Origin of the sequence: Serratia sp. CY38905 (assembly GCF_052168875.1) — a bacterium.
Taxonomy (GTDB): domain Bacteria; phylum Pseudomonadota; class Gammaproteobacteria; order Enterobacterales; family Enterobacteriaceae; genus Serratia; species Serratia sarumanii.
This window is the reverse complement of record NZ_JBJNLV010000006.1, coordinates 40,167-59,721: the sequence shown is the minus strand read 5'-3', so window position 1 is coordinate 59,721 and position 19,555 is coordinate 40,167. Positions and strand designations below refer to the sequence as shown.

The window sequence follows — 19,555 nt, the reverse complement described above, 5'->3', positions numbered from 1 at the left end:
CAACCATACAATCAGGAGATTTTACAATGCACGTATTTGTTACTGGCGCCACAGGCTGGGTCGGCTCTGCCGTGGTCGAAGATCTGATCGCTGCCGGCCACTCGGTCACTGGCCTGGTCCGTTCCACCGATAAGGCGACCCAACTCGCTGGAACGGGCGCGAAAGTCATTCAGGCCACGCTCGATGATCTGAATACTTTGCGTTCTGTCGCATCGACGGCGGACGCCGTGATCCACACCGCGTTCAACCATGACTTCTCCAAGTTCATCGAGAATGCGGAGCAAGACCGCCGCGTGATCGAGGCGCTTGGCCGCGTATTGGAAGGATCGAACCGGCCGCTGCTCGTCACTTCCGGCCTGTCTGGGCTCCCGCGTGGCGCCACCGAGGCCGACCTGCCCAATCCGGCCTCACCTCGCAAGTCGGAGGAAGCCGCGCGGGCTGCGGCGACGCGCGGGGTGCGCGCAGCAACGGTGCGCCTTGCGCCGTCGGTTCATGGGGTGGGCGACCACGGTTTTGTGCCCTTCCTCATTCGCCTGGCGCAGCAGAAAGGCGTATCGGCCTACCTGGGTGACGGCCAGAACTGCTGGGCAGGTGTGTATCGGCGAGATGCCGCACGCGTCTATCGCCTTGCCTTGGAGCAAGGCGTCACCGAATCGGTTTATCACGCGATCGCGGACGAAGCCGTGCCGTTCAAGGCGATTGCCGAAGCGATCGGCAACCGCCTGGGTCTGCCGATCGAGTCGCGCGACCGCGAGCACTTCGGCTGGTTCGCCAACATGGCTGGCGCCGATATGTCGGCGTCCAGTACCCGCACGCGTGAACTGCTCGGCTGGAAACCCCAAGGCCCGAACCTGATCGCCGACCTGGATCAGCCTGGCTACTACGCCGGCTGATCCGTCGTACTCAATTCCTGAGTGTACCTATGTCACAAGAACAATCTCTTTCCTCGCCGACACCGGCGATGGCGTCACCGCCTGGTGCCAATGTCTTCCTGACGCTGCTGCCCATCACGCTGGCAGTCTTCATCGGGTTCCTCACCATTGGAATGCAGATGCCGGTCCTACCGCTCCATCTGCATGAAACGCTCGGCATGGGTACGCTCGTGATCGGCTTGGTCATCGGCCTGCAATTCGTCGTGGCACTGCTGTCCCGTCCCTGGGCCGGCAACCTCGCGGACCTGCGCGGCGCCAAGCGAGCGGTGGTCATTGGCTGCTTGCTCGCAGCCAGTTCCGGCCTGGTCTACCTGGCATCTCTGGCCTTCGTCACCACACCGACCACCTCGGTATGGATCGTGGTGCTGGGCCGCATCCTGCTGGCCCTGGGTGAAAGTCTGATCGCCACGGGGGCGCTGGGCTGGTCACTCGGGTTGGTCGGGCCGCGGAACGCAGGCAAGGTCATGGTCTGGGTCGGCATCGCCATCTACGGTGCCTATGCGCTGGGTGCGCCCCTCGGCGTCGCGGTGAACGCCCAGTGGGGATTCGCCGGCATCGCCGCCGCTGTGGTAGTCATTCCCTTCGTGGCCTTGGCCGTGGTTTGGGGCGTGCGCGCCGTCGCCCCTTCGGCAACCAGGCGCACGCCGTTTTACAAGGTGCTCGGTGCCGTGCTATGGCCCGGCATGGGCCTGGCACTGTCCAGCGTCGGCTTCGGACTGATCACGGCCTTCATCGCGCTGCTGTTCGCCGCCAAACAGTGGGGCAACGCTTCGCTGGCGTTCACCGCGTTCGGCCTGGCCTTCATCGGCGCACGCATCTTCTTCGGCCACTTGCCGGACAAGCTGGGCGGCGCGAAGGTGGCGCTGGTGAGTGTTGCCATCGAGGCCGTCGGGCAGCTGTTCATCTGGCGTGCCGACTCCGCGTCGCTCGCCTACGCAGGCGCGGCCCTGACGGGCTTCGGCTACTCGCTGGCCTATCCAGGGTTCGGTGTGGAAGCCGTGCGGCGCGCTCCGCCGCAGACTCGCGGCTTGGTGATGGGCGCCTACGTGGCATTCATGGACATCGCGCTGGGCCTGACCAGCCCCTTGGCCGGCGCGCTGGCTGGCGCTCAGGGGATTAGCTCGGTCTATCTGGCCGGCGCCATCACCGTCGCGCTGGCGCTGGTCATTGCCTTGCGCCTGCTTTCTGACGATTCGGCAGCGACCGTGCAGGCTGACAACGCAAGCGCAGGCAGTCCCGCCGCCAGGAATGCCGGAGCAATCGCCATCAGTCTGCTGGGTCTACTCGTCATCTTCGGCGGGTTATATGCATGGCGCGCAGCTCGGGCCGGCGGCGCTGCGCCTCCCGCGCGAGCACCGGCACTGGTATCGACCGTGCACGTGCAGCCGCGCACCGTCGCCGGGGTACTGCAAGCGGTCGGCAGCCTGCAAGCCGTGCGCGAAGTCGTACTGGCCCCGGACACGGCCGGTCGGGTGACGGCCCTCAGCTTTACCGCCGGCCAGATCGTTAAAGAAGGCGCCACGCTGGTTCAGCTCTACGATGCCCCGGAACAGGCCGAGCGCAGTGCCGCTGAGGCGAGGGCCAATTTCGCGCAGTTGCAGTTGCGGCGCTCGCAGGCGCTGGCATCCAGCGGTGCCGAGCCACGCGAACTGCTGGAGCAGCGCAAGACAGAAGCCGACCAGGCCGCCGCCGCCGTCCGGCAACTGGATGCACGAATCCAGCAAAAGAACATCCGGGCGCCGTTCTCCGGCCAACTCGGTATCCGGCGCATCAACCTTGGGCAGTACCTCAACGCAGGCGAAGCTATCGCCACGCTGACGCAGCTCGACCTGATGTACGTCAATTTCACCCTGTCGCAGCAGGAACTTTCCAGGTTGGCGCTCGGCGCGCGGGTGCAGGTCACTGTGGATGCCGTTCCGGGCAAGATCTTCGACGCCAAGGTCAGCACCATTGAGCCGCGCATCGACGGGGAAACCCGCAACGTCGCCATCCAGGCCATCCTGTCGAACACCGACAACCTGCTGAAGTCTGGCATGTACGCGGTGGCCAAGCTGGAACTTCCGGCGACGGAGCATGCCATCGCTCTGCCGCTTACGGCGATCCAGACATCCGCTTCGGGTGACAGCGTGGTGCTCGTTCAGGAGGCCGACGCGCAGGGGATCGGCAAAGCCGTGGCCGTTCCCGTCATCACTGGCCGCAGGCTGGGCGACGACGTGCTGGTGACGCAGGGCGTGAAGTCCGGCGACATCGTGGTGGTCGCCGGTCAGAACCGGCTGCTGCCGGGCGGCAAAGTAAAGATCAATGCCGCATCGTCTGAGGGGACTCCGCGATGAACTTCACCGACCTTTTCATCCGGCGGCCCATTATGGCCCTGGTCGTGAGCCTGCTGATCCTGCTGGCAGGCCTGGCTTCGGTCTTATCCCTGCCGGTGCGCCAGTATCCGTACCTCGAAAACGCCACCATCAATATCACGACCTCGCTGCCGGGGGCGACTCAGGAGGTGATGCAGGGCTTTGTCACGACGCCCATCTCACAGTCCATCGCCACGGCCAGCGGCATCGAATACCTGAGTTCGACGACAACCCCCGGCCGCAGCGAAATCAAGGCCCGGCTGGTGCTCAATGCCAATGCCGACCGGGCCATGACCGAGATCCTGGCCAAGGTGCAGCAGGTCAAGTACCAGCTTCCAGCGGGCGTCGCCGATCCGGTTATCAGCAAGTCCACCGAAGGCGGTACCGCCGTCCAGTATGTCGCGTTCTACAGCGACACCCTGACCATCCCACAGGTCACGGACTTCGTGAACCGCGTGGCGCTGCCGCTGTTCGCTGGGATACCGGGTGTGGCGCAAGTCGATACCAACGGCGGGCAGACGCTGGCGCTGCGCATCTGGATCGACCCCGTGAAGCTGGCCGCGCGCGGCCTGTCGGCGAGTGAGATCGCGGCGGCCCTGCGCGCCAACAGCGTGCAGTCGGCGCCGGGCCAGCTCAAGAGTTCGCTGACCGTCACCAACATCAGCGCAGCCACCGACCTGCGCAGCGTAGAGGACTTCCGCCAAATGGTGATCAAGTCCAGCGCCGGCGGCGGCGTGGTACGACTGGCCGACGTGGCGACGGTCGAGATCGGCGGCCAGAACTACAACAATGCGTCCTTCGCCAGCGGCATCCCGGCGGTGTTCGCGGCGCTCTTCCCGACACCGGACGGCAACCCGCTGGACATTGCTCGGCAGGCACAGGAACTGTTGCCCCGCATCCGGGCGACTGCGCCGCCAGGGTTGCAGGTCGTGCCAAACTATGACGTGGCGAAGTTTGTCAATGCGTCGATTGCGGAGGTTCAACACACGTTGATCGAAGCCATCGCGATCGTCATCGCCGTGATCTTCCTGTTCCTGGGAACCTTCCGCGCAGTCATCATCCCCGTCGTCACCATTCCGCTGTCGCTGGTCGGAACGGCGGCGCTGATGCTGGCGTTCGGCTTCTCGATCAACCTGCTGACGCTGCTGGCGATGGTGCTGGCGATCGGGCTGGTCGTGGATGACGCCATCGTGGTGGTGGAAAACATACACCGGCATATCGAGGAAGGCGCATCGCCTGTGCGGGCGGCCCTGCTCGGCGCCCGCGAGATCGTCGGCCCTGTGATCGCCATGACCATCACGCTGGCGGCGGTCTATGCGCCGATCGGCCTGATGGGCGGATTGACCGGGGCGCTATTCAAGGAGTTCGCCTTCACGCTGGCCGGTTCGGTCATCGTCTCCGGCGTGGTCGCGCTCACGCTGTCGCCGGTGATGAGTTCGATGCTGCTCAGTTCCAAGCAGAGCGAGGCGAAACTCGCCAGGCAGGTCGAACACTATATAGAAGGACTGACCTCATTCTACCGGCGCCTGCTGGCCCGCACGCTGGCCGCGCGCAGCGCGGTGCTGCTGGTCGGGGTCGCCGTGCTGGGCGCCATCGTGGTGCTGTTTATGGGCATCCGCCACGAGCTGGCCCCGGTCGAGGATCAGGGTGCGGTCATCGTCATCGCCAAGGCACCGCAATATGCGGGCGTCAATTACACCGCTCGCTATGCCCAGAAAATCGAGAAGATTTTTGAATCGCTGCCGGAGTTTGACAACAGCTTCATGCACATCGGCGGTTCCGGGCGCGGCCAGAACCAGATGCTGGCCGGTGCGATCTTCAAGGATTGGTCGCAGCGTTCCCGCTCCTCAATCCAGATACAGGGGCAGCTCCAGGCGGCCGGCGCCAGCATCGACGGCGAGACGCTGACAGCGGTTCAGGTGCCGCCGCTGCCCGGTTCCAGTGGCGGCCTGCCGGTGCAGATGGTGTTGCGTTCGCCCGACGACTTCTCGACGCTGTTCGAGACGGCCGAGCAGATCAAGGACGCGGCCTACAAGAGCGGGCTCTTTCTGTACGTGCAGAACGATCTGGCATTCGACAGCCCGCAGGCCCATGTCGCCATCGACAGCAGCAAGGCGCGCGAGATGGGCGTGACCATGCAGGCCATCGCCGACACGCTGGCCGTGCTGGTCGGTGAGAACTACGTCAATCGCTTCAACTTCCACGACCGCTCCTACGACGTCATCCCGCAGGTTCGGGACAGCGATCGTATGACCCCAGACGATCTGGGCCGCTTCTACGTCAAGGCCAGTTCCGGTGCGCTGGTGCCGCTGTCCACGGTGGTCCATGTGGAAACGCGGCCCCAGGTCAACGCTCTGACCCAGTTCGGCCAGATGAACTCTGCCACGATCGAGCTGCTGCCGCGCCCCGGCGTCAGCATGGGCGAAGCGGTGGCACTCCTGCAATCGCAGCCCTTGCCGGCCGGCACCAGCGTCGATTGGCTCAGCGACAGTCGCCAGTTCGTGCAGGAGGGCAACCGCCTGCTGGTTTCCTTCGGTTTCGCGCTCGTCGTCATCTTTCTGGTGCTGGCGGCGCAATTTGAGAGCCTGCGCGACCCGCTGGTGATTTTGGTGACGGTGCCGCTGGCGGTGTGCGGCGCACTAGTGCCGCTCTGGCTGGGCTACGCCACGCTGAACATCTACACGCAGATTGGGCTTGTCACGCTGATCGGCCTGATCTCCAAGCACGGTATTCTGATGGTCACGTTCGCCAACTACATCCAGCAGCACGAGAACCTGAGCCGGCTCGAAGCCATCGAGAAGGCGGCTGCGGTACGTATGCGCCCGGTGCTGATGACGACGGCGGCGATGGTCGCGGGCCTGGTGCCGCTGGTGTTCGCGGAAGGCGCCGGCTCGGCCAGCCGATTCTCGATTGGCATCGTGGTCGTGATGGGCATGTTGATCGGCACGCTCTTCACGCTGTTCGTGCTGCCAACCATCTACAGCTTTATCGCCAAGGACCACAGGACTGCGGAGCAGAACCTGCGCGCCCGTGAACTCGCATCGGCGGAGGTATCCCATGCGTCTTGAACGAAAGAAGGCGCTGCCGCGCGCCCTGATTCTGGCCGTCGCCCTTACCATGACGGGCTGCGCCAGCGGGCCGGACTACCACGCCCCGGCCTTGCCTGAAACCACATCGGGTTCGTTCATCAGTCAATCGCCGCAGGTGGACGCCGGTTCGCCGCCGCCTACGGACTGGTGGAAGCTGTATGACGTTCCTGCGTTGAGCGCCATCGTGCAGGAAGCGCTGGCCGCCAATACCGATCTGCGTGTGGCACTGGCCAATCTGGATCGGGCGCGCGCGATCTACCGGGAGACACGCGGGGAACGCTTGCCATCGACCAATGTGACTGCGGGCGCCCGTCACGGTCGCGACCAGACCGCTGGCGGGGCCGGCCAGGCGCCGGTGCAGTGGAACTACACCGGCGGACTGGATATTTCCTACGAACTAGACCTTTTTGGACGAGTGCGGCGCGACATCGAAGCGGCGCGCGGCGATACCGAGGCGGCCGCTGCGGCCCATGATGCGGCCCAGATGCTCGTGGCCGCGGAGACGACGCGCTCGTATGTGGATGCCTGCGCCTACGCAGAGTCCGTTGACGTGGCACGTTCGTCCGTCGAGCTGGCACAGAGAACGCTGGATCTCGTGACCCGCCAGGAGCACGCCGGCTCCGCCTCGCGCCTTGATGTGGAACGATCCGGTACGGCACTCGCCCAGGCCGAGGCAGCTGTTCCCCGGCTGCAGGCCCAGCAGAACGCGGCGCTGTTCGAGCTGGCGGCATTGATGGGGCGTCCCCCTACGCAAGTCCCCGAGCCGGCACGCGCCTGTAACAAGGCGCCGGAAGTTGCAGGCGCCATTCCGATTGGCGATGGCACGACCATGCTGCGCCGGCGCCCCGACATCCGCCAGGCCGAACGCCAGTTGGCCGCCGATACGGCGCGCATCGGAGTTGCGGTCGCCGATCTTTATCCCAGGGTCACGATCGGCGCCTCGGCAAGCTACCTGCGCAATGACGACCTGCGCGGCGACCGTACCTGGTCGTTCGGTTTCGGGCCGCTGATTTCATGGACGTTCCCGAACATGACGGCGGCACGAAGCCGGATTGCGCAAGCCAAGGCTCAAGGCGCGGCCTCACTGGCGCGCTTCGATGGCGCGGTCCTCATGGCATTGAAGGAGTCCGAACAGTCCTTGAGCACGTATGTGGGAGTCATGCAGCAGCACGACGCCCTGGTTCAAGCGCAGAACCATGCCGAGAGTGCATTCCGCCTCGCTGAACAACGCTACCGGGCTGGATCCATCAGCTACCTGGATGTGATCGTGGCCCAAAACAGCCTGATCAGCGCGAGGTCGCAGGTTGCGACCGCGGACCAACAGGCCGGCTCGGCTCGCGTCGATGTTTTCAAGGCGCTGGGCGGCGGATGGCAAGAGCGTTCGCAGGACTGATATCGCGCCAAGCGCGTCCGCCACGAAGCGAAAGCCAGAACGGCGCGAGTTAGCGAGCTTGGTTAGATAGGACGAGAGTAAATCGTGGAACATGGGCGCCGCGTATTCATCGCCTTAGAGCAAGTACGCGATAGCATGAAGGCGGCGGCCAATGGCTTTCATGGTCAGTTGCGGGTGGCCTTATCCGGTAGAATCACACCGTCTCGTCTTCCGGCTTTTGCAGGCTAGTGATCCAGATAAAGATAATGCAGCCAGCTGGTCATGCGCAGCAGCACTTTGCGCATCACGGAGACGTGCTCGAAGTGCCCGGTATAGACCGCCGCCTGAGCGCTCACGCCGTCGGGCAGATGATCCAGATCCGGGTTGGCCGCCAGGTCAATCATCACGTACACCCCTTCCCGGCCCGGCGTGGCGCTTAGGCCCTGCAATGCGCCGCTGGCCTGGTAGCTGCCGTCCGGTATCGCCGGCAACACCCGGCTTACGGTGCCGCCATAAACCTGCCCCGGCAAGCCGTTGAACACCACCTCGGCCTGGTCCCCCTGCGCCAAGCGCAGGATGGCGTTCTGACGGAACACCGCCACCACCTGGCGCTTTTGCTGCGGGATAAAAATCATCACCGGCTTGAACGGCAGGCGAACCGCCGCCGTACCCGGCCGCGCCAGCACCTGCGTGACATAACCGTCGCTCGGCGCACGCACCACCGTTTGTTCCAGGTTGTAGCGCGCTTCGGCAATCTGCGATTTCAGGCTGGCTATCGTGGCGTCTTCGCCGTCATAGCGCCCGGACAACCGCGCCTGTTCCTGCTGGAACTGGGCTTTCGCCGCCTGCAGCGCGGCGGATTGCGCCTGGTACTGCTGCTGCGCATGGCTGACGTCCTGCTCCGAGAACGGGTTGACTGGCATCGCCGCCCCTTTCGCATAGCGCTGGTAGTCCTTGCGGGCACGCTCGTACTCCGCATTAGCCCGCTGCACGTTGGCGGCGGACTCGCTGAGCGCCGCCCGGCGCGTTCTGATCTCCGCCTCTGCCCCGGCCAGATCCGCCTCCAGCCTGGTGAGCCGCGCGCGGTAGCGGCTGTCGTCGAGACGGAACAGCACCTCGCCTTTGCGCAGCAGCACGTTGGTTTTCTCCGTCACCTCAACGATCATGCCCGAGACCTGCGGCACCATCGGCACAGAAACGGCAATTTTCTGCGCCCGATCGCTGTACGGATGGTTGTAGTTCATCGTCAAAATCAACGCGCCGACGATAACGATCCCGCCGAGCACGGCGGTCGGCACGGTCCATTTATTAACCGGAATGCGGAACAGTTTAAATACGCCGTAGCTCAGCGCCACGTAGCTGAGAATAATGAGCAAATCCATAGGCTACGCTCAACTTACCGTGGGGCCGGGAACCGCCGTCGGCTTTTCCTGCAGGCGTTGTAATTCCGCTTCGAGCACTGCGATGCGCGCCTGCAGATCCGTTGAAGGTTCTGCCTTCTCACTCATGCCCCAGCCGCGTTCCGGCCGATAGAGCGTCGCCCAGATCCACAGCAGCGGCCAAATGGCGTGCAGCGTAAACAGGCTGACCCAACCGGCAACGTGAATCGCATCTTGATGCGGGTGCCGGCGTTTTTTTGCCAGCAAATACGGAATGTCATGAATAATAATGACGCCGTAGAATAAAATCAGGAATACCGCAATCAGTACGCCTAAAGCGAAATAGTTAAGAAACATGTAAATTCCTGGCTGAGAATAACGGAAATAAACGAGGTTTATAGCGTGTTATATTGTCTGATATCGTTGGCGATGGTATCGATGGCATTCTTCACGTCGGTGACTTTAAGCTGCGCTTTCTCATTATTGAGATTTTCCCCCGAAGCCTTGCGCACCACTTTAATGACCGGCTGATTAGTCGCCGCATCGATAAACTCGCCTTCCATATAGACCGCGCTCTCCATGGTGCGGTGCCCGGTCACGCTTTGCGTCGCGACAATCAGCAGGGTGATCGGCAAGACTTCATAGATCTGCAGCCCTTTCTTCTGAGTGTCGATCGCCGTGATGGCGCCGCGGAAAATCAGGGTATGCTCGCGCGGCATGTCCACCAGCGTAAAGTGGGTGCCCATCGCCTGCTTAAACTGCTGGTTGGTATAGTTCAGAATATTGTCGAGTGAACGCTGGCTCACCATCTCGCTCGGTTTCGGCCGCGGGAAATAAATCATCGGTTGATAAACCAGATATTGATAACGGGAAAAATCGACGTTCTTATCCTTCCAATATAAAACGTCTTTTCCGGACGCGGATTGACCTTTATTGATATCGTTATAATTGGTCAAAAAGGTCGAGTATTTTTCTTTTTCGGTCACGGCGGAAGAGCACGCGGCCAGTAATAACAGCGCAGGCAGAATAACCGCTCTTGTCACTTTCATTGACGGATTTCTCTTTATTTTGGTGGATAGCAAATAATCAAATCGAATGATACCCACCCGCCCGTGATAAGTCATATGACAATGCCGCCAAAGGTGTATATCATTTTTGATATACAAACTCACAAGAGCCGGCCAGTGAAAGAGAAAGACTTCCGCATTGAAGAACTCAGGATTGTCCGCGTCATTGCCGAAACGGCGAGCGTCAGCAAAGCGGCTCAGCTGTTGGATATGCCGCAGTCTAACGTGTCGCGCGCCCTCACCGCGCTGGAACGGCGGCTTGGGTTGGAACTGTTCCTGCGCGGCCCGCGTACCCTGGCGCTGACTGAATTCGGCGAGCAATTCTTGCGGCGCGCCTCGCAGTTGCTGGACGAACACAGCGATCTGCTCGATATGTCCGGCACCTATAAACGCAGCCTGAACGGCATGGTCACGCTCGGCGCGCCGATCGGCATCCACGCTTTCCTGGCCCGTTATTTACTGCCGCCGCTGCTGCACGCTGCACCGGCGCTGACTGTCGATCTGGTGACCCGCAACCCCGACGAACGCGAGAAAAAGTACGGCGCAGTGTTCGACAGTGACTGCGATTTGCTGATCAGCTTTTTCCAGCCGCAAAACGAAAGCCTGATCGCCAGGCCCTTCACCCGTTTTCGCGTCGGGCTGTTCGCCGCACCGGATTACATCGCCCGCTCGCCGCTGACAGCGCTGGATGAACTGCCGCAGCATCGCTGCATCACTTTGCGCATGCTGGGCGGCATTCGCAATACCTGGAGCGGCTACAGTGCGCAGGGGGAGTTGGTGCAGGTCGAGATCGGCGGCGCCAGCGTTTGCGATAACATTCTGCCGGCGATCGAGCTGGCCAAACAGGGCCTGGGCATCGTCTACGCCCCGTACTATTCCGTCGCCGCCGAGCTGGATGCCGGCACACTGCTGCCCTGCCTGGCGCGCGAGCGCGGCATCGATATGCAGGCCTACCTGATCTACCGCCGGCGCGGCGTGTTGCCGCACCGCGTGCAGGTGACGATGGACAGCATCATGGAGAGCGTTAAGCTGCACGCGCACCGCCTAATGTAACAAGAAAAACCCCGCCGCAGCGGGGTTGAATGCTTTGCGTCGGCGAAAAATGCCTCAACGCCCCTCTTTCTCCCCCAGGAAGAAATACCACAGCGGAATGGAAAGCAGCAGGGTGAACACCAGCGTATACAGCAGCACCATCAGGCTCTGCATGATCACCATCTGGGCACTCCAGGCGCCGATCGGCAGTTGGAATTGCTCGACGGTGCCGCCGAGGATCGCTCGGCCCATCACGCAGCCGACCGCCACCGCCACCGTCGCCACCGCCGCGCGGAACTTGCGCACCTCGGCGCGGCGGGCGGCCGCTTCCGGCGTTTCGTCCCGGTGGCTTTGCCGTTGGCCGCGCCAGCGCCACACGTCCACCAGCAGCAACGCCGCGAGGCTCACGCCCATCACCGGCAGGCAATAACCCAGTACGGCTGCCACCAGCAGCGTGCCGGCGCGCGCCGGCAGGGAAAGCGCCAGCCAGGCGGCAACCAGCGTATGCACCGGATGCTGCGCTCCCGCCGCCGGGCGGCGGATCCACCACATGCGGTAACCCAGCGCGATCATCAAGCACAGCCCAAGGCCGAACGCCGCCAGCAGCAGCTGATTCGGCAAGCCGAACAGAATGCCCATGTGGGCGTCGATGCCCCAGCGGGTCAGCTTGGCGATCAGCGGGAAGGTGTCGAACCGCACCTGGTCGACGACGGCGAAGCTTTGCGGTGCGATGGCAACCGCGTCCACCTGCGTCGGCCAGCTGCGATCCACTTCGGTTACCGTCCAGGCTTTGCCCTCGCCTTTCGGCTGGCGCAGCTCGACCTTGGCGGCGTCTATTCCAGCGGCGCGCGCAGCGTGCAGCGCCCGATCCCAGTCGCCGTTCAGCGCATTGCTCTGCGCGGCAGGGCCCATCTTCATGCCCGGCATCATCCCGCGGTGCTCGGCGTGCGGATCGGCCGGCGTCTGCGGCGTATCGGCCTGCAGGCTGGTGTTGACCTGCGGCGTCAGCCAGCCCAGGTTGGCCCGCAGCGCGTCGATGTTGCCGCCGGCCCACTGCGACCAGGTCAGCCCGGTAGCCGAGAAGAACAGCAGCCCGGCCAGCAGCGCTACACCCAGCGTGATATGCCAATGGCGGCTGGCGGCGAAGCCCCCTTTCGCCCTTTTCAGCTTGCGCTTCGGCCGCGTCGCCAGCCACAGCGCCACGCCGCCCAGCGCGGCCACCCACAGCCAGGAGGCCGCCAGCTCGCTGTAGTTGCGCCCCAGATCGCCGAGCAGCAGGCTGCTGTGCAGCTTATCCAGCCAGGTGCGCAGCGGCAGCACGCCGGAGGTGCCGTACACCGTCATATCACCCTTGATCGCCAGGGTATAAGGATCGACAAACAGCGCGCGCGACTCAGAAGAGCCCAGATCGGCGCCCGCGAACTGTACGCGCGTGGTGTCCATTGCGCCGGGTGCCGGGCGCACGGCGTAAATGCGCGCCTCGTCACCCACCGCGCTGCGGGCGGCGGCGATCTGGTCAGCCAGCGATCTCGCCTGCCCGTGCGGTTCGGTGAAAAGCGCATCGCGATACAGCGCCTCTTCAAGCTGCGGGGTCAACACATACAGCGTGCCGGTCAATGCAGCGACCAGAATAAAAGGAGCGACCAGCAGGCCGATATAAAAATGCAGCCGTCTGATCAGGTTCAGCATCGCGCCACGCGGCGATGCGGCAGGTGGAGTTTTGGTTATTGAAGACATGGCCTTTCTCGTTTTTCAAACTGTGCGCGCAGGCAAACCGTCCGCAGCGATACGGACGGCGTTACCCATGATCAAGCAATAGGGAAAAACGGTTGGCCGGGCGGCCCGCGCGGGCTCGGCCGCAGAATAAGGCGCCGAATGGGCGGAGAAACGATGCGCGGTGCGCTAGGCAGGCGCGCGATGCGCGCCATCAGCCACAGCAGCGGGACGAATGCCCACAGCAGCAGCGGCACGTGGATCAGCAGCTCGCAATAGCCGCAGAAAATCATCTCCGCCGGATCCATGCCGTGGTGGCCGGCATGCTCGGCGGCGGGCATCGTCATCGCGTGCATGTCGTGCGGCATGGCGGCGTCCGGTTGCGCCATGCCGCCCATCATCGGGTGGTGCATCAGCGATTTCGACACCACCGGCGCCACAAACAGCAACAGCACCGCCATAATGGCGATGCAGGCGGTAAAGCGTTGCTGTAGCTGGCGTGGCACTCTCATCGCGGCGGCGAATTAACCCGGTCGGTGGCGAACAAGCGGCCAGTGTAACCCGCGATGCGCGATGAGGTGAACGAAAAGAAAAGTCAGGTTGGTCTTACGCGCCCCCGGCGGCGGCGATCACAGCACCCGCGAATAGACCCGCGAGGCTTCGCCCCAGGGGTGATACCCGAGCCCGTTATAAACGAAGCCGCTGCGCTCGTAGTAGCCTTCCAGATCGGTGCACAGGTGTAGCTGCGGGAAGCCCAGTCGGCGGGTTTCCGCCGCCACATGCTCAATCAGTTTGGCGCCGTAGCCCCGGCCGCGCTGCGTTTCCTCTACGTAGAGCGCACACAGCCAGGGATACAGCTCGCCACGGCTGATAAAGTCGTTGGTGATGAGCCCCGCGCAGCCGAGGATTTGGTCATTTTCCATCAGCAGGTACCACTGCGGCAGTGGGTTGGCGGCGTCGAGGCTGCGGTTGATGGCGTCTTCATACATCATCAGCGTCTCTGCCGTGGCCCAGTGCCGCTGAAAATACGCAATGGCGCGCGGCGCCAGCTCGGGCGCTTGCCGCACCGAAATCATGTCCATCGTCATTCCTGTTATCCATGTTGTCAGCGTAGAATTATGCAGCAATATGCACGGTATGGCAGCGGCATTCCGCCGCCGTCATTCACTAAGGAGTCATCATGACGCAAAACATCTATGACAATCAGGCCTTTTTCGACGGCTATGCGCAGCTCAGCCGCTCGCAGCACGGCCTGGACGGCGCGCCGGAATGGCCCGCCATCCGCCGCATCCTGCCGGATTTGCAGGGCAAAAGCGTGGTCGATCTCGGCTGCGGCTACGGCTGGTTCTGCCGCAGCGCGCGCGAACAGGGCGCAGCCAGCGTGCTGGGGCTGGACGTCTCGGAAAAAATGCTGGCCAAAGCGCGGGAGATGACCGCCGACGCGGGCATCGCGTATCGTCGGCAGGATTTGGCGCAGCTTCAGCTGCCGCCGGAAAGTTACGATCTGGTCTACAGCTCGCTGACGCTGCACTACCTCGAGGATCTGGCCGCGCTGTTCGCCACGGTTTACGCCGCGCTGAAACCCGGCGGGCAGTTCATCTTCACCGCCGAGCACCCGATCTACACCGCCCCGGCGCAGCAGGGCTGGCTGACCGACGGCAACGGACAGAAATCCTGGCCGGTGAACGGCTACCAGCGAGAAGGCCAGCGCGTTTCCAACTGGCTGGCGGAAGGCGTCATCAAGCAGCACCGCACGCTCGGCAGCTATATCAACCCGCTGGCGCAGAAAGGCTTTATCATTCAGCATTTGAACGAATGGGGCCCCAGCGCGCAGCAAATTGCCGCTAATCCGGCGCTGGACGAAGAGCAGGAGCGCCCGATGATCTTCATTCTCGCCGCCCGCAAACCCGCCTGATTGATCCGCAGTAAACCGTTCACATCACCACAGTTGGGGAGGCCGCCTCCCCCCAACGGCTATTATGCCGGCAGCGCCGCCCCGTGCGCCGCGAAGTGCGTCAGCGCCTCGCCTTCCATGCGATAGCGCACCCACTCGCCCTGCGGCTGCGCGCCGATGCTGAGGTAGAAATCGATGGCCGGTTGGTTCCAGTCCAGCACGCTCCACTCCAGGCGGCCGCACTGCCGCTCGCACGCCAGCTGGGCGATGTGCCGCAGCAGCTTTTTACCGGCGCCCGCGCCGCGATGCTTCGGCGCCACGTACAGGTCTTCCAGATAGATGCCGTTTTTACCCAGCCAGGTGGAGTAACTCATAAAGAACACCGCATAACCCGCCGGCTCGCCGTTCACCGTACAAATCAGCGCTTCGGAACAGGCGCCCGGCCCAAACAGGCTGCGTTCGATATCTTCCACGCTGGCCAGCACCTGCTCGCGCGCCTTTTCGTACACCGCCAGCTCGATAATCATATCCAGAATCAGTTTGGCGTCGCTTTTTTGCGCCGGGTAAATCTCAATGGTCATGGCAAATCCTGAGTGTGTTGATGGCTGTGCTTGCCAGCATATCGCGCCTCAAATACTGTATGAACTGCATTTTCATCAACAGGTAATGAATATCATGCATCTGGATTTGAAACGCCTCGATCTCAATCTGCTGCTGGTGTTCGAAGCGGTGTATCGGCTGCGGTCTGTAACGCGCGCCGCGGCGGAGCTGGCTCTCAGCGCATCGGCGCTGAGCCACGCGCTGATCCGGCTGCGCAAGGCGCTGGCGGACGAGCTGTTTTACCGGGTCGGCAACGACATGCACCCGACGGTGTATGCCGACAGCCTGGCCCCAACCGTCAGCGAAAGTCTGGCGCTGCTGGCCAAAGGGCTGCATCCGCGCCCGCGCTTCGTTCCCGCCGAAAGCCGGGAGAGCTTCACCTTCGCCATTACCGATTACACCGCCTTCGCGGTATTTCCCGCGCTGATGGCGCAGATGCAGCGCCTGGCGCCGGGGCTGTCGTTCCAGCTGCGCTATTCCGAGCGCAAGGTGGCGCTGAACGATCTGCTGGCGGGGCGCATCGACTTCGCGCTGGGCTTTACCGAAACCGACGGCGAAAGCTACCCGGAGATCGACGAGGTGAGCTGGCTGGAGGATGAGTATGTGGCGATTTGTTCATCCGCCTTCAGCGTAAAATACGGCGAACTGACGCTGGAAAACTACCTGCGGGCGCGCCATCTGGTGGTGACGCCGTGGAACGAACAACGCGGCGTCATTGACTACCAGCTCGATAAGCTGGGGCTGCAGCGCGATATCGCCATCCGCACGCCTTCGCTGCTGGGAGCGCCGTTCATCGTCGCCGACAGCGAACTGGTGATGAGCATGCCGCGCTACGCCGCGCAAAAATTGCGGCAGGCGGCGGCGCTGGCTATCCATCCCCTGCCGTTTCCGGTGCCGCCGTATCAGATCAAAATCTACCTGCACCGCAAAAACGGCCGGCCGGAGGCCTGCCGCTGGTTGCGGCAACAGCTGCAGGCGCTGGCGGCGCTATAACGCGGGTTCGCCGATCGGCAGATACCCCTGCCACAGCGGCCGGGCCGGTTTGCCGTGCGGGTTGGCCCGCAGATGCACGTGGTAGCCCTGCAGCGCCTGCAGCAGCAGGCAGTCGTCCACCTCAGCCAGGTCATCCTTGTGCTGCTGCGCGCTGTCCGTCAGCAGCACCCGTTTGGCTTTGCCCTTCGCCTCGTCGGCAGAGCGCGCCACGAACAGGCCGAACTGGTGCAATTCCGCCAGCTCATCGCTGCGGTAGCCGCCCACGTTGACGAAAAACAGCTTCTCTTCACCGGCGAACGGCGCAGGCTCCAGGCTCACGTCGTAACCGTCCGCCCAGTCGATGCGTGCATAGCCGTCGACATGCACCTTGCGCTTATCGCCGAACCACTTTTCACGCAGCAGCGGATACGCCTCTTCCGGCCGATCCGCCGCCGCGAACTGCACGTCGTGCAGCTCAATATTGGCGCCCGGCGCCGTACCGCCCACATAAAACATCAATAATCCCGGCATGTTAGTCTGCTCTCCTTGGTGATAATCGCTATATAAAATAATACATAACGAAACTCGTGCCAACGGCAGCGCCATTCTGTGTTATCAATAGGTGAGGTTTAATCTGTTGTGGAGGAACGCATGGCATTCAATATCGGTGATTTTGTTCAACGCACCACCGGCGGCCCAAAGATGACCGTGGTGGCGATCGACGGCGAAACCCTGGTTTGCAGCTGGAATGAACTGGGCAAAGAGCAGCGCACGGAGGTGCAGGCCAGCGACGTGGCGCTGTACCACGAAGACGGCGATTTCGGCGTCTGCTGAACGCTCGGGGCGCGCCGCGCCCCGTTATCGCGTCAGGCGCGAATGTCCTGATAGGCCGGCGTGGTATCGAACTCGTGTTTGGCGAACGGGCACAGCGGAATGATTTTACGCTGCTCCGCGCGCATTTTCTCCACCACCAGCGCCACCAGCTTTTTACCGACGCCCTGCCCCTTCAATGACTCATCCACCCAGGTGTGATCGATAATGGTCAGCTTGTCGCCGCTCGGCACGAAAGAGATCTCGGCGATCAGCTTGCCTTGTTCATCATTGATATAAAAACGCTTCTCGTCTGCCAGTATTTTATGAGCCATATTATTTCTCCCTATATTTCAGTGCGCCGCTGGGGCAGGTGTCGATGACGCGTTTCACTTCGGCCGGCTCGGCATTGTCCGGCATAATCCACGGGCGGCGGTTCAGGGTAAAAATAGCCGCGTTGCCACGCACGCAGTTGGCGGAATGGCGGCAAACTGCACGGTTAAAATAAACGTCAATCTTATCACCGGAATAACGGCGGTAACCGGCGGCGGTCAATTTCTCGTCCATCTTGGCCTCACATTGCCTGTTTTATTGTTTTTGCTCCGGGTTCAAGTATAGGCAATGCCGCCGGCTTCACCACGCGTCTCGCACACCGAAAAAAGTGGCGCAACCGCCCGTCGCCGCTAGAAAAAAACGTAAATTGTTCTAATCTTTATTCAGTAAGACAACATAATTCCGACAGTGGCTAAGGAGTTCGAAATGGGTGATAGCTCAAAAGACGGCGTCATTTTGCTGTCCCGCATATTACTGATGATTCTGTTTATCATTTTCGGCTGGATGAAATTGGTCAACTTCGGTGCGACCGTCACGGCGATGGAAGGCTATGGCACACCGATGCCTTATTTGGCGGCGATCGTTGCCGTGCTGGTGGAGTTTATTTTCGGCATCGCGCTTATTCTCGGTCTGTTTACTCGCCCTATCGCGGTCATTTTCGCCCTGTATGTTTTGGGCACCGCGTTTATCGGCCATCCGTTCTGGAAAATGACCGGCATGGAAATGATGGGCAACGAAATCAACTTCTTTAAAAACATCAGCATCATTGGCGGCTTGCTGTTGCTGGCGGTAACCGGCGCCGGCCGTTATTCGCTGGACTATAAAATATTTAATAAATAATTCATCGATGGCCGGCGACTCTCGCCGGCCATTTTATTTCCGCTATCCTTTCAACGGCTGCGCTTGGCGTGGCGCTCAAAGTTTTCCGCCCTGGCCTGCGCCGATTTACGCAGCGTGACGTAGCAGGCGCCCTCGCCGCCGTCGCGCGGTAAGGCGCGGCAAAACGCCTGTACCTGTTCAAACTGCGCCAGCCATTTGGCGACGTAACTGCGCACGATATTCGGATGGCTTTCGTTCTGCCGCCCGCGGCCGTGCACGATCAGCAGCGAACGCAGGTTTTGCGCCTCCGCCTGCACGATGAAGCGAAACAGCGCCTGCCGGCTGGCTTCGACCGACTGACGCAACAGGTTCAGCGACGCCTGCGGCGGGTAACGCCCGTTGCGCAGCTTGTCCAGCACGCCCTGCTGAATGCCTTCCCCTTTGAACTCCAGCGGCTGTTCACAGGGGATCACCTCGAGGAAATCGGTGCTGAGGAAGTTTTCCTGCCGCAGCCGCTGCGCTTCGCGCCGCGCGCTTTTGTCTACCGTCTCCTGCGGCTTGAGGTACAGCGTCTGCCGCCCGCTCGCCAGCGGCACCACGTCCGCCATCGCCTGTTCAAAAAAGTCTTTTTCCTGCTCGCTCATCTTCCACCTCTCTTGAACGGCAGCCTTTACGGCCGGGAATGGGGTCGATTGTAAGACGCCTTGCCACGGTTGCAAGCCGGGAATTGTCAGCGGCATTTGTCTCATTTGTCGTCAACGGGTGAGCTTGCGAACAGTTTTCGCTATACTGCTAAGCCATCATTGAGTGCCGCAAAGGATCGAGCCCATGACAATGCGCGAGCTGGAAATCCAGTTTCAAAATGCGATGAATGAGTTGCAGAGCAGCTTCGAACGGCAACACCGCGAATGGCAGCAGAGCTACCAGGCGCTGCAGCAACTGCTGGAAGAAGCCAAACAGCGCGAAGCCGCGCTGCGGGCGCAGAATGAACAACTGGCGCGCAAACTGAGCACCGCCAGTTCGGTGCCGGAGCAGCATGCGCTGGTGAAGCAGATCAAAATGCTCGGCGCCCATCTGGATGCGCTGGCCAAAGACGCGGCCACCTTCAATCACCACCTGCGCCAACAGGGCGCGGTCGGTAATTTCAGCGGCGAACAGCATTGATAGCGGGCGCTGTCGCACAGCGCCTCCC

At 62.2% G+C, this 19,555-nt stretch carries 21 protein-coding genes; 10 read left to right on the top strand and 11 right to left on the bottom strand.

What is annotated here, in order from left to right:
* The first annotated feature begins 26 nt into the window (after positions 1-26).
* From ACJ8MK_RS14735 to ACJ8MK_RS14720, 4 genes are read left to right on the top strand one after another with little or no spacing between them, the layout of a single operon-like run.
* On the top strand, positions 27-893 hold the full coding sequence (locus ACJ8MK_RS14735) for an SDR family oxidoreductase (protein WP_049232536.1): 867 nt from the start codon (positions 27-29) through the stop codon (positions 891-893).
* A gap of 29 nt (positions 894-922) precedes the next feature.
* The gene (locus ACJ8MK_RS14730; protein WP_442517851.1) at positions 923-3,265 is read left to right on the top strand and encodes an arabinose transporter; all 2,343 of its coding nucleotides are present in this window, start codon (positions 923-925) and stop codon (positions 3,263-3,265) included.
* Positions 3,262-6,351 carry an efflux RND transporter permease subunit gene (locus tag ACJ8MK_RS14725; RefSeq protein WP_442517850.1) on the top strand — a complete coding sequence of 1,030 codons (3,090 nt, stop codon included), beginning with the start codon at positions 3,262-3,264 and terminating at the stop codon, positions 6,349-6,351. Before ACJ8MK_RS14730 ends, ACJ8MK_RS14725 begins: the two co-directional genes overlap by 4 nt.
* Positions 6,341-7,765: an efflux transporter outer membrane subunit gene (locus tag ACJ8MK_RS14720; protein ID WP_442517849.1), complete on the top strand. Its 1,425-nt coding sequence runs from the start codon at positions 6,341-6,343 to the stop codon at positions 7,763-7,765. The genes ACJ8MK_RS14725 and ACJ8MK_RS14720 overlap by 11 nt, the downstream gene beginning before the upstream one ends.
* Positions 7,766-7,989: 224 nt before the next feature.
* Here the strand turns inward: ACJ8MK_RS14720 and ACJ8MK_RS14715 are convergent, their stop codons facing one another.
* Genes ACJ8MK_RS14715 through ACJ8MK_RS14705 form a run of 3 tightly spaced genes read right to left on the bottom strand, consistent with a single transcriptional unit; the run spans position 7,990 to position 10,172 of the window.
* Positions 7,990-9,126, bottom strand: coding sequence for an HlyD family secretion protein (locus ACJ8MK_RS14715; protein WP_060457251.1), 1,137 nt, complete (start codon positions 9,124-9,126; stop codon positions 7,990-7,992).
* A 9-nt stretch (positions 9,127-9,135) separates the two neighbouring features.
* The gene (locus ACJ8MK_RS14710; protein ID WP_103830233.1) at positions 9,136-9,480 is read right to left on the bottom strand and encodes a DUF3302 domain-containing protein; all 345 of its coding nucleotides are present in this window, start codon (positions 9,478-9,480) and stop codon (positions 9,136-9,138) included.
* Positions 9,481-9,518: 38 nt separating this feature from the next.
* Entirely contained in the window at positions 9,519-10,172 is a 654-nt protein-coding gene (locus tag ACJ8MK_RS14705; RefSeq protein ID WP_442517879.1) for a DUF3313 domain-containing protein, read from the bottom strand.
* 135 nt (positions 10,173-10,307) lie between these two features.
* On the opposite strand from ACJ8MK_RS14705, the gene ACJ8MK_RS14700 reads away from it, so the two are divergent.
* Positions 10,308-11,243 (top strand): LysR family transcriptional regulator, encoded by a 936-nt coding sequence (locus ACJ8MK_RS14700; protein WP_060431344.1) that lies wholly within the window; start codon positions 10,308-10,310, stop codon positions 11,241-11,243.
* A 54-nt stretch (positions 11,244-11,297) separates the two neighbouring features.
* Here the strand turns inward: ACJ8MK_RS14700 and ACJ8MK_RS14695 are convergent, their stop codons facing one another.
* The 3 genes from ACJ8MK_RS14695 to ACJ8MK_RS14685 form a co-directional block, all read right to left on the bottom strand.
* Complete coding sequence (locus tag ACJ8MK_RS14695; RefSeq protein ID WP_334282922.1) at positions 11,298-12,959, bottom strand: DUF2534 family protein; 1,662 nt, start codon at positions 12,957-12,959, stop codon at positions 11,298-11,300.
* Positions 12,960-13,030: 71 nt separating this feature from the next.
* Positions 13,031-13,447, bottom strand: coding sequence for a DUF2946 domain-containing protein (locus tag ACJ8MK_RS14690; protein WP_226873137.1), 417 nt, complete (start codon positions 13,445-13,447; stop codon positions 13,031-13,033).
* A 117-nt stretch (positions 13,448-13,564) separates the two neighbouring features.
* The gene (locus ACJ8MK_RS14685; protein WP_334282921.1) at positions 13,565-14,017 is read right to left on the bottom strand and encodes a GNAT family N-acetyltransferase; all 453 of its coding nucleotides are present in this window, start codon (positions 14,015-14,017) and stop codon (positions 13,565-13,567) included.
* A gap of 98 nt (positions 14,018-14,115) precedes the next feature.
* On the opposite strand from ACJ8MK_RS14685, the gene ACJ8MK_RS14680 reads away from it, so the two are divergent.
* Positions 14,116-14,850: a class I SAM-dependent methyltransferase gene (locus tag ACJ8MK_RS14680; protein ID WP_101427276.1), complete on the top strand. Its 735-nt coding sequence runs from the start codon at positions 14,116-14,118 to the stop codon at positions 14,848-14,850.
* Positions 14,851-14,912: 62 nt separating this feature from the next.
* Here ACJ8MK_RS14680 and ACJ8MK_RS14675 read toward each other — a convergent pair whose 3' ends face one another.
* On the bottom strand, positions 14,913-15,410 hold the full coding sequence (locus ACJ8MK_RS14675; RefSeq protein ID WP_033649791.1) for a GNAT family N-acetyltransferase: 498 nt from the start codon (positions 15,408-15,410) through the stop codon (positions 14,913-14,915).
* Between the two features lie 85 nt (positions 15,411-15,495).
* Between ACJ8MK_RS14675 and ACJ8MK_RS14670 the strand changes: the two genes are divergently transcribed.
* Positions 15,496-16,422 (top strand): LysR substrate-binding domain-containing protein, encoded by a 927-nt coding sequence (locus ACJ8MK_RS14670; RefSeq protein WP_342136072.1) that lies wholly within the window; start codon positions 15,496-15,498, stop codon positions 16,420-16,422.
* Here the strand turns inward: ACJ8MK_RS14670 and ACJ8MK_RS14665 are convergent.
* Positions 16,417-16,932 (bottom strand): DUF1543 domain-containing protein, encoded by a 516-nt coding sequence (locus tag ACJ8MK_RS14665; RefSeq protein ID WP_103799238.1) that lies wholly within the window; start codon positions 16,930-16,932, stop codon positions 16,417-16,419. The genes ACJ8MK_RS14670 and ACJ8MK_RS14665 overlap by 6 nt on opposite strands.
* Positions 16,933-17,052: 120 nt before the next feature.
* Here ACJ8MK_RS14665 and ACJ8MK_RS14660 point away from each other — a divergent pair, with 120 nt between their 5' ends.
* Positions 17,053-17,235 (top strand): YodC family protein, encoded by a 183-nt coding sequence (locus ACJ8MK_RS14660; protein ID WP_025303973.1) that lies wholly within the window; start codon positions 17,053-17,055, stop codon positions 17,233-17,235.
* Positions 17,236-17,267: 32 nt separating this feature from the next.
* On the opposite strand, the gene ACJ8MK_RS14655 is transcribed toward ACJ8MK_RS14660, so the two are convergent.
* Positions 17,268-17,546 carry a GNAT family N-acetyltransferase gene (locus tag ACJ8MK_RS14655; RefSeq protein WP_033654325.1) on the bottom strand — a complete coding sequence of 93 codons (279 nt, stop codon included), beginning with the start codon at positions 17,544-17,546 and terminating at the stop codon, positions 17,268-17,270.
* A gap of 1 nt (position 17,547) precedes the next feature.
* Positions 17,548-17,778, bottom strand: a complete 231-nt coding sequence (locus ACJ8MK_RS14650) for a (4Fe-4S)-binding protein (RefSeq protein WP_033654326.1) — start codon at positions 17,776-17,778, stop codon at positions 17,548-17,550.
* A 192-nt stretch (positions 17,779-17,970) separates the two neighbouring features.
* On the opposite strand from ACJ8MK_RS14650, the gene ACJ8MK_RS14645 reads away from it, so the two are divergent.
* On the top strand, positions 17,971-18,384 hold the full coding sequence (locus tag ACJ8MK_RS14645; protein WP_033635670.1) for a DoxX family protein: 414 nt from the start codon (positions 17,971-17,973) through the stop codon (positions 18,382-18,384).
* 50 nt (positions 18,385-18,434) lie between these two features.
* Here the strand turns inward: ACJ8MK_RS14645 and smrA are convergent, their stop codons facing one another.
* Positions 18,435-19,007 (bottom strand): DNA endonuclease SmrA, encoded by a 573-nt coding sequence (smrA, locus tag ACJ8MK_RS14640; RefSeq protein ID WP_049211732.1) that lies wholly within the window; start codon positions 19,005-19,007, stop codon positions 18,435-18,437.
* A 184-nt stretch (positions 19,008-19,191) separates the two neighbouring features.
* Between smrA and ACJ8MK_RS14635 the strand changes: the two genes are divergently transcribed.
* Positions 19,192-19,527 (top strand): MbeD/MobD family mobilization/exclusion protein, encoded by a 336-nt coding sequence (locus ACJ8MK_RS14635; RefSeq protein ID WP_033635672.1) that lies wholly within the window; start codon positions 19,192-19,194, stop codon positions 19,525-19,527.
* Positions 19,528-19,555: the final 28 nt, after the last annotated feature.

Excerpts from the sequence above, each read along its gene's own strand:
- ACJ8MK_RS14735 (WP_049232536.1), top strand. The coding sequence starts at position 27 with ATGCACGTATTTGTTACTGGCGCCACAGGCTGGGTCGGCTCTGCCGTG.
- ACJ8MK_RS14730 (WP_442517851.1), top strand. The coding sequence starts at position 923 with ATGTCACAAGAACAATCTCTTTCCTCGCCGACACCGGCGATGGCGTCA.
- ACJ8MK_RS14725 (WP_442517850.1), top strand. The coding sequence starts at position 3,262 with ATGAACTTCACCGACCTTTTCATCCGGCGGCCCATTATGGCCCTGGTC.
- ACJ8MK_RS14720 (WP_442517849.1), top strand. The coding sequence starts at position 6,341 with ATGCGTCTTGAACGAAAGAAGGCGCTGCCGCGCGCCCTGATTCTGGCC.
- ACJ8MK_RS14715 (WP_060457251.1), bottom strand. The coding sequence starts at position 9,126 with ATGGATTTGCTCATTATTCTCAGCTACGTGGCGCTGAGCTACGGCGTA.
- ACJ8MK_RS14710 (WP_103830233.1), bottom strand. The coding sequence starts at position 9,480 with ATGTTTCTTAACTATTTCGCTTTAGGCGTACTGATTGCGGTATTCCTG.
- ACJ8MK_RS14705 (WP_442517879.1), bottom strand. The coding sequence starts at position 10,172 with ATGAAAGTGACAAGAGCGGTTATTCTGCCTGCGCTGTTATTACTGGCC.
- ACJ8MK_RS14695 (WP_334282922.1), bottom strand. The coding sequence starts at position 12,959 with ATGTCTTCAATAACCAAAACTCCACCTGCCGCATCGCCGCGTGGCGCG.
- ACJ8MK_RS14690 (WP_226873137.1), bottom strand. The coding sequence starts at position 13,447 with ATGAGAGTGCCACGCCAGCTACAGCAACGCTTTACCGCCTGCATCGCC.
- ACJ8MK_RS14685 (WP_334282921.1), bottom strand. The coding sequence starts at position 14,017 with ATGGACATGATTTCGGTGCGGCAAGCGCCCGAGCTGGCGCCGCGCGCC.
- ACJ8MK_RS14680 (WP_101427276.1), top strand. The coding sequence starts at position 14,116 with ATGACGCAAAACATCTATGACAATCAGGCCTTTTTCGACGGCTATGCG.
- ACJ8MK_RS14675 (WP_033649791.1), bottom strand. The coding sequence starts at position 15,410 with ATGACCATTGAGATTTACCCGGCGCAAAAAAGCGACGCCAAACTGATT.
- ACJ8MK_RS14670 (WP_342136072.1), top strand. The coding sequence starts at position 15,496 with ATGAATATCATGCATCTGGATTTGAAACGCCTCGATCTCAATCTGCTG.
- ACJ8MK_RS14665 (WP_103799238.1), bottom strand. The coding sequence starts at position 16,932 with ATGCCGGGATTATTGATGTTTTATGTGGGCGGTACGGCGCCGGGCGCC.
- ACJ8MK_RS14660 (WP_025303973.1), top strand. The coding sequence starts at position 17,053 with ATGGCATTCAATATCGGTGATTTTGTTCAACGCACCACCGGCGGCCCA.
- ACJ8MK_RS14655 (WP_033654325.1), bottom strand. The coding sequence starts at position 17,546 with ATGGCTCATAAAATACTGGCAGACGAGAAGCGTTTTTATATCAATGAT.
- ACJ8MK_RS14650 (WP_033654326.1), bottom strand. The coding sequence starts at position 17,778 with ATGGACGAGAAATTGACCGCCGCCGGTTACCGCCGTTATTCCGGTGAT.
- ACJ8MK_RS14645 (WP_033635670.1), top strand. The coding sequence starts at position 17,971 with ATGGGTGATAGCTCAAAAGACGGCGTCATTTTGCTGTCCCGCATATTA.
- smrA (WP_049211732.1), bottom strand. The coding sequence starts at position 19,007 with ATGAGCGAGCAGGAAAAAGACTTTTTTGAACAGGCGATGGCGGACGTG.
- ACJ8MK_RS14635 (WP_033635672.1), top strand. The coding sequence starts at position 19,192 with ATGACAATGCGCGAGCTGGAAATCCAGTTTCAAAATGCGATGAATGAG.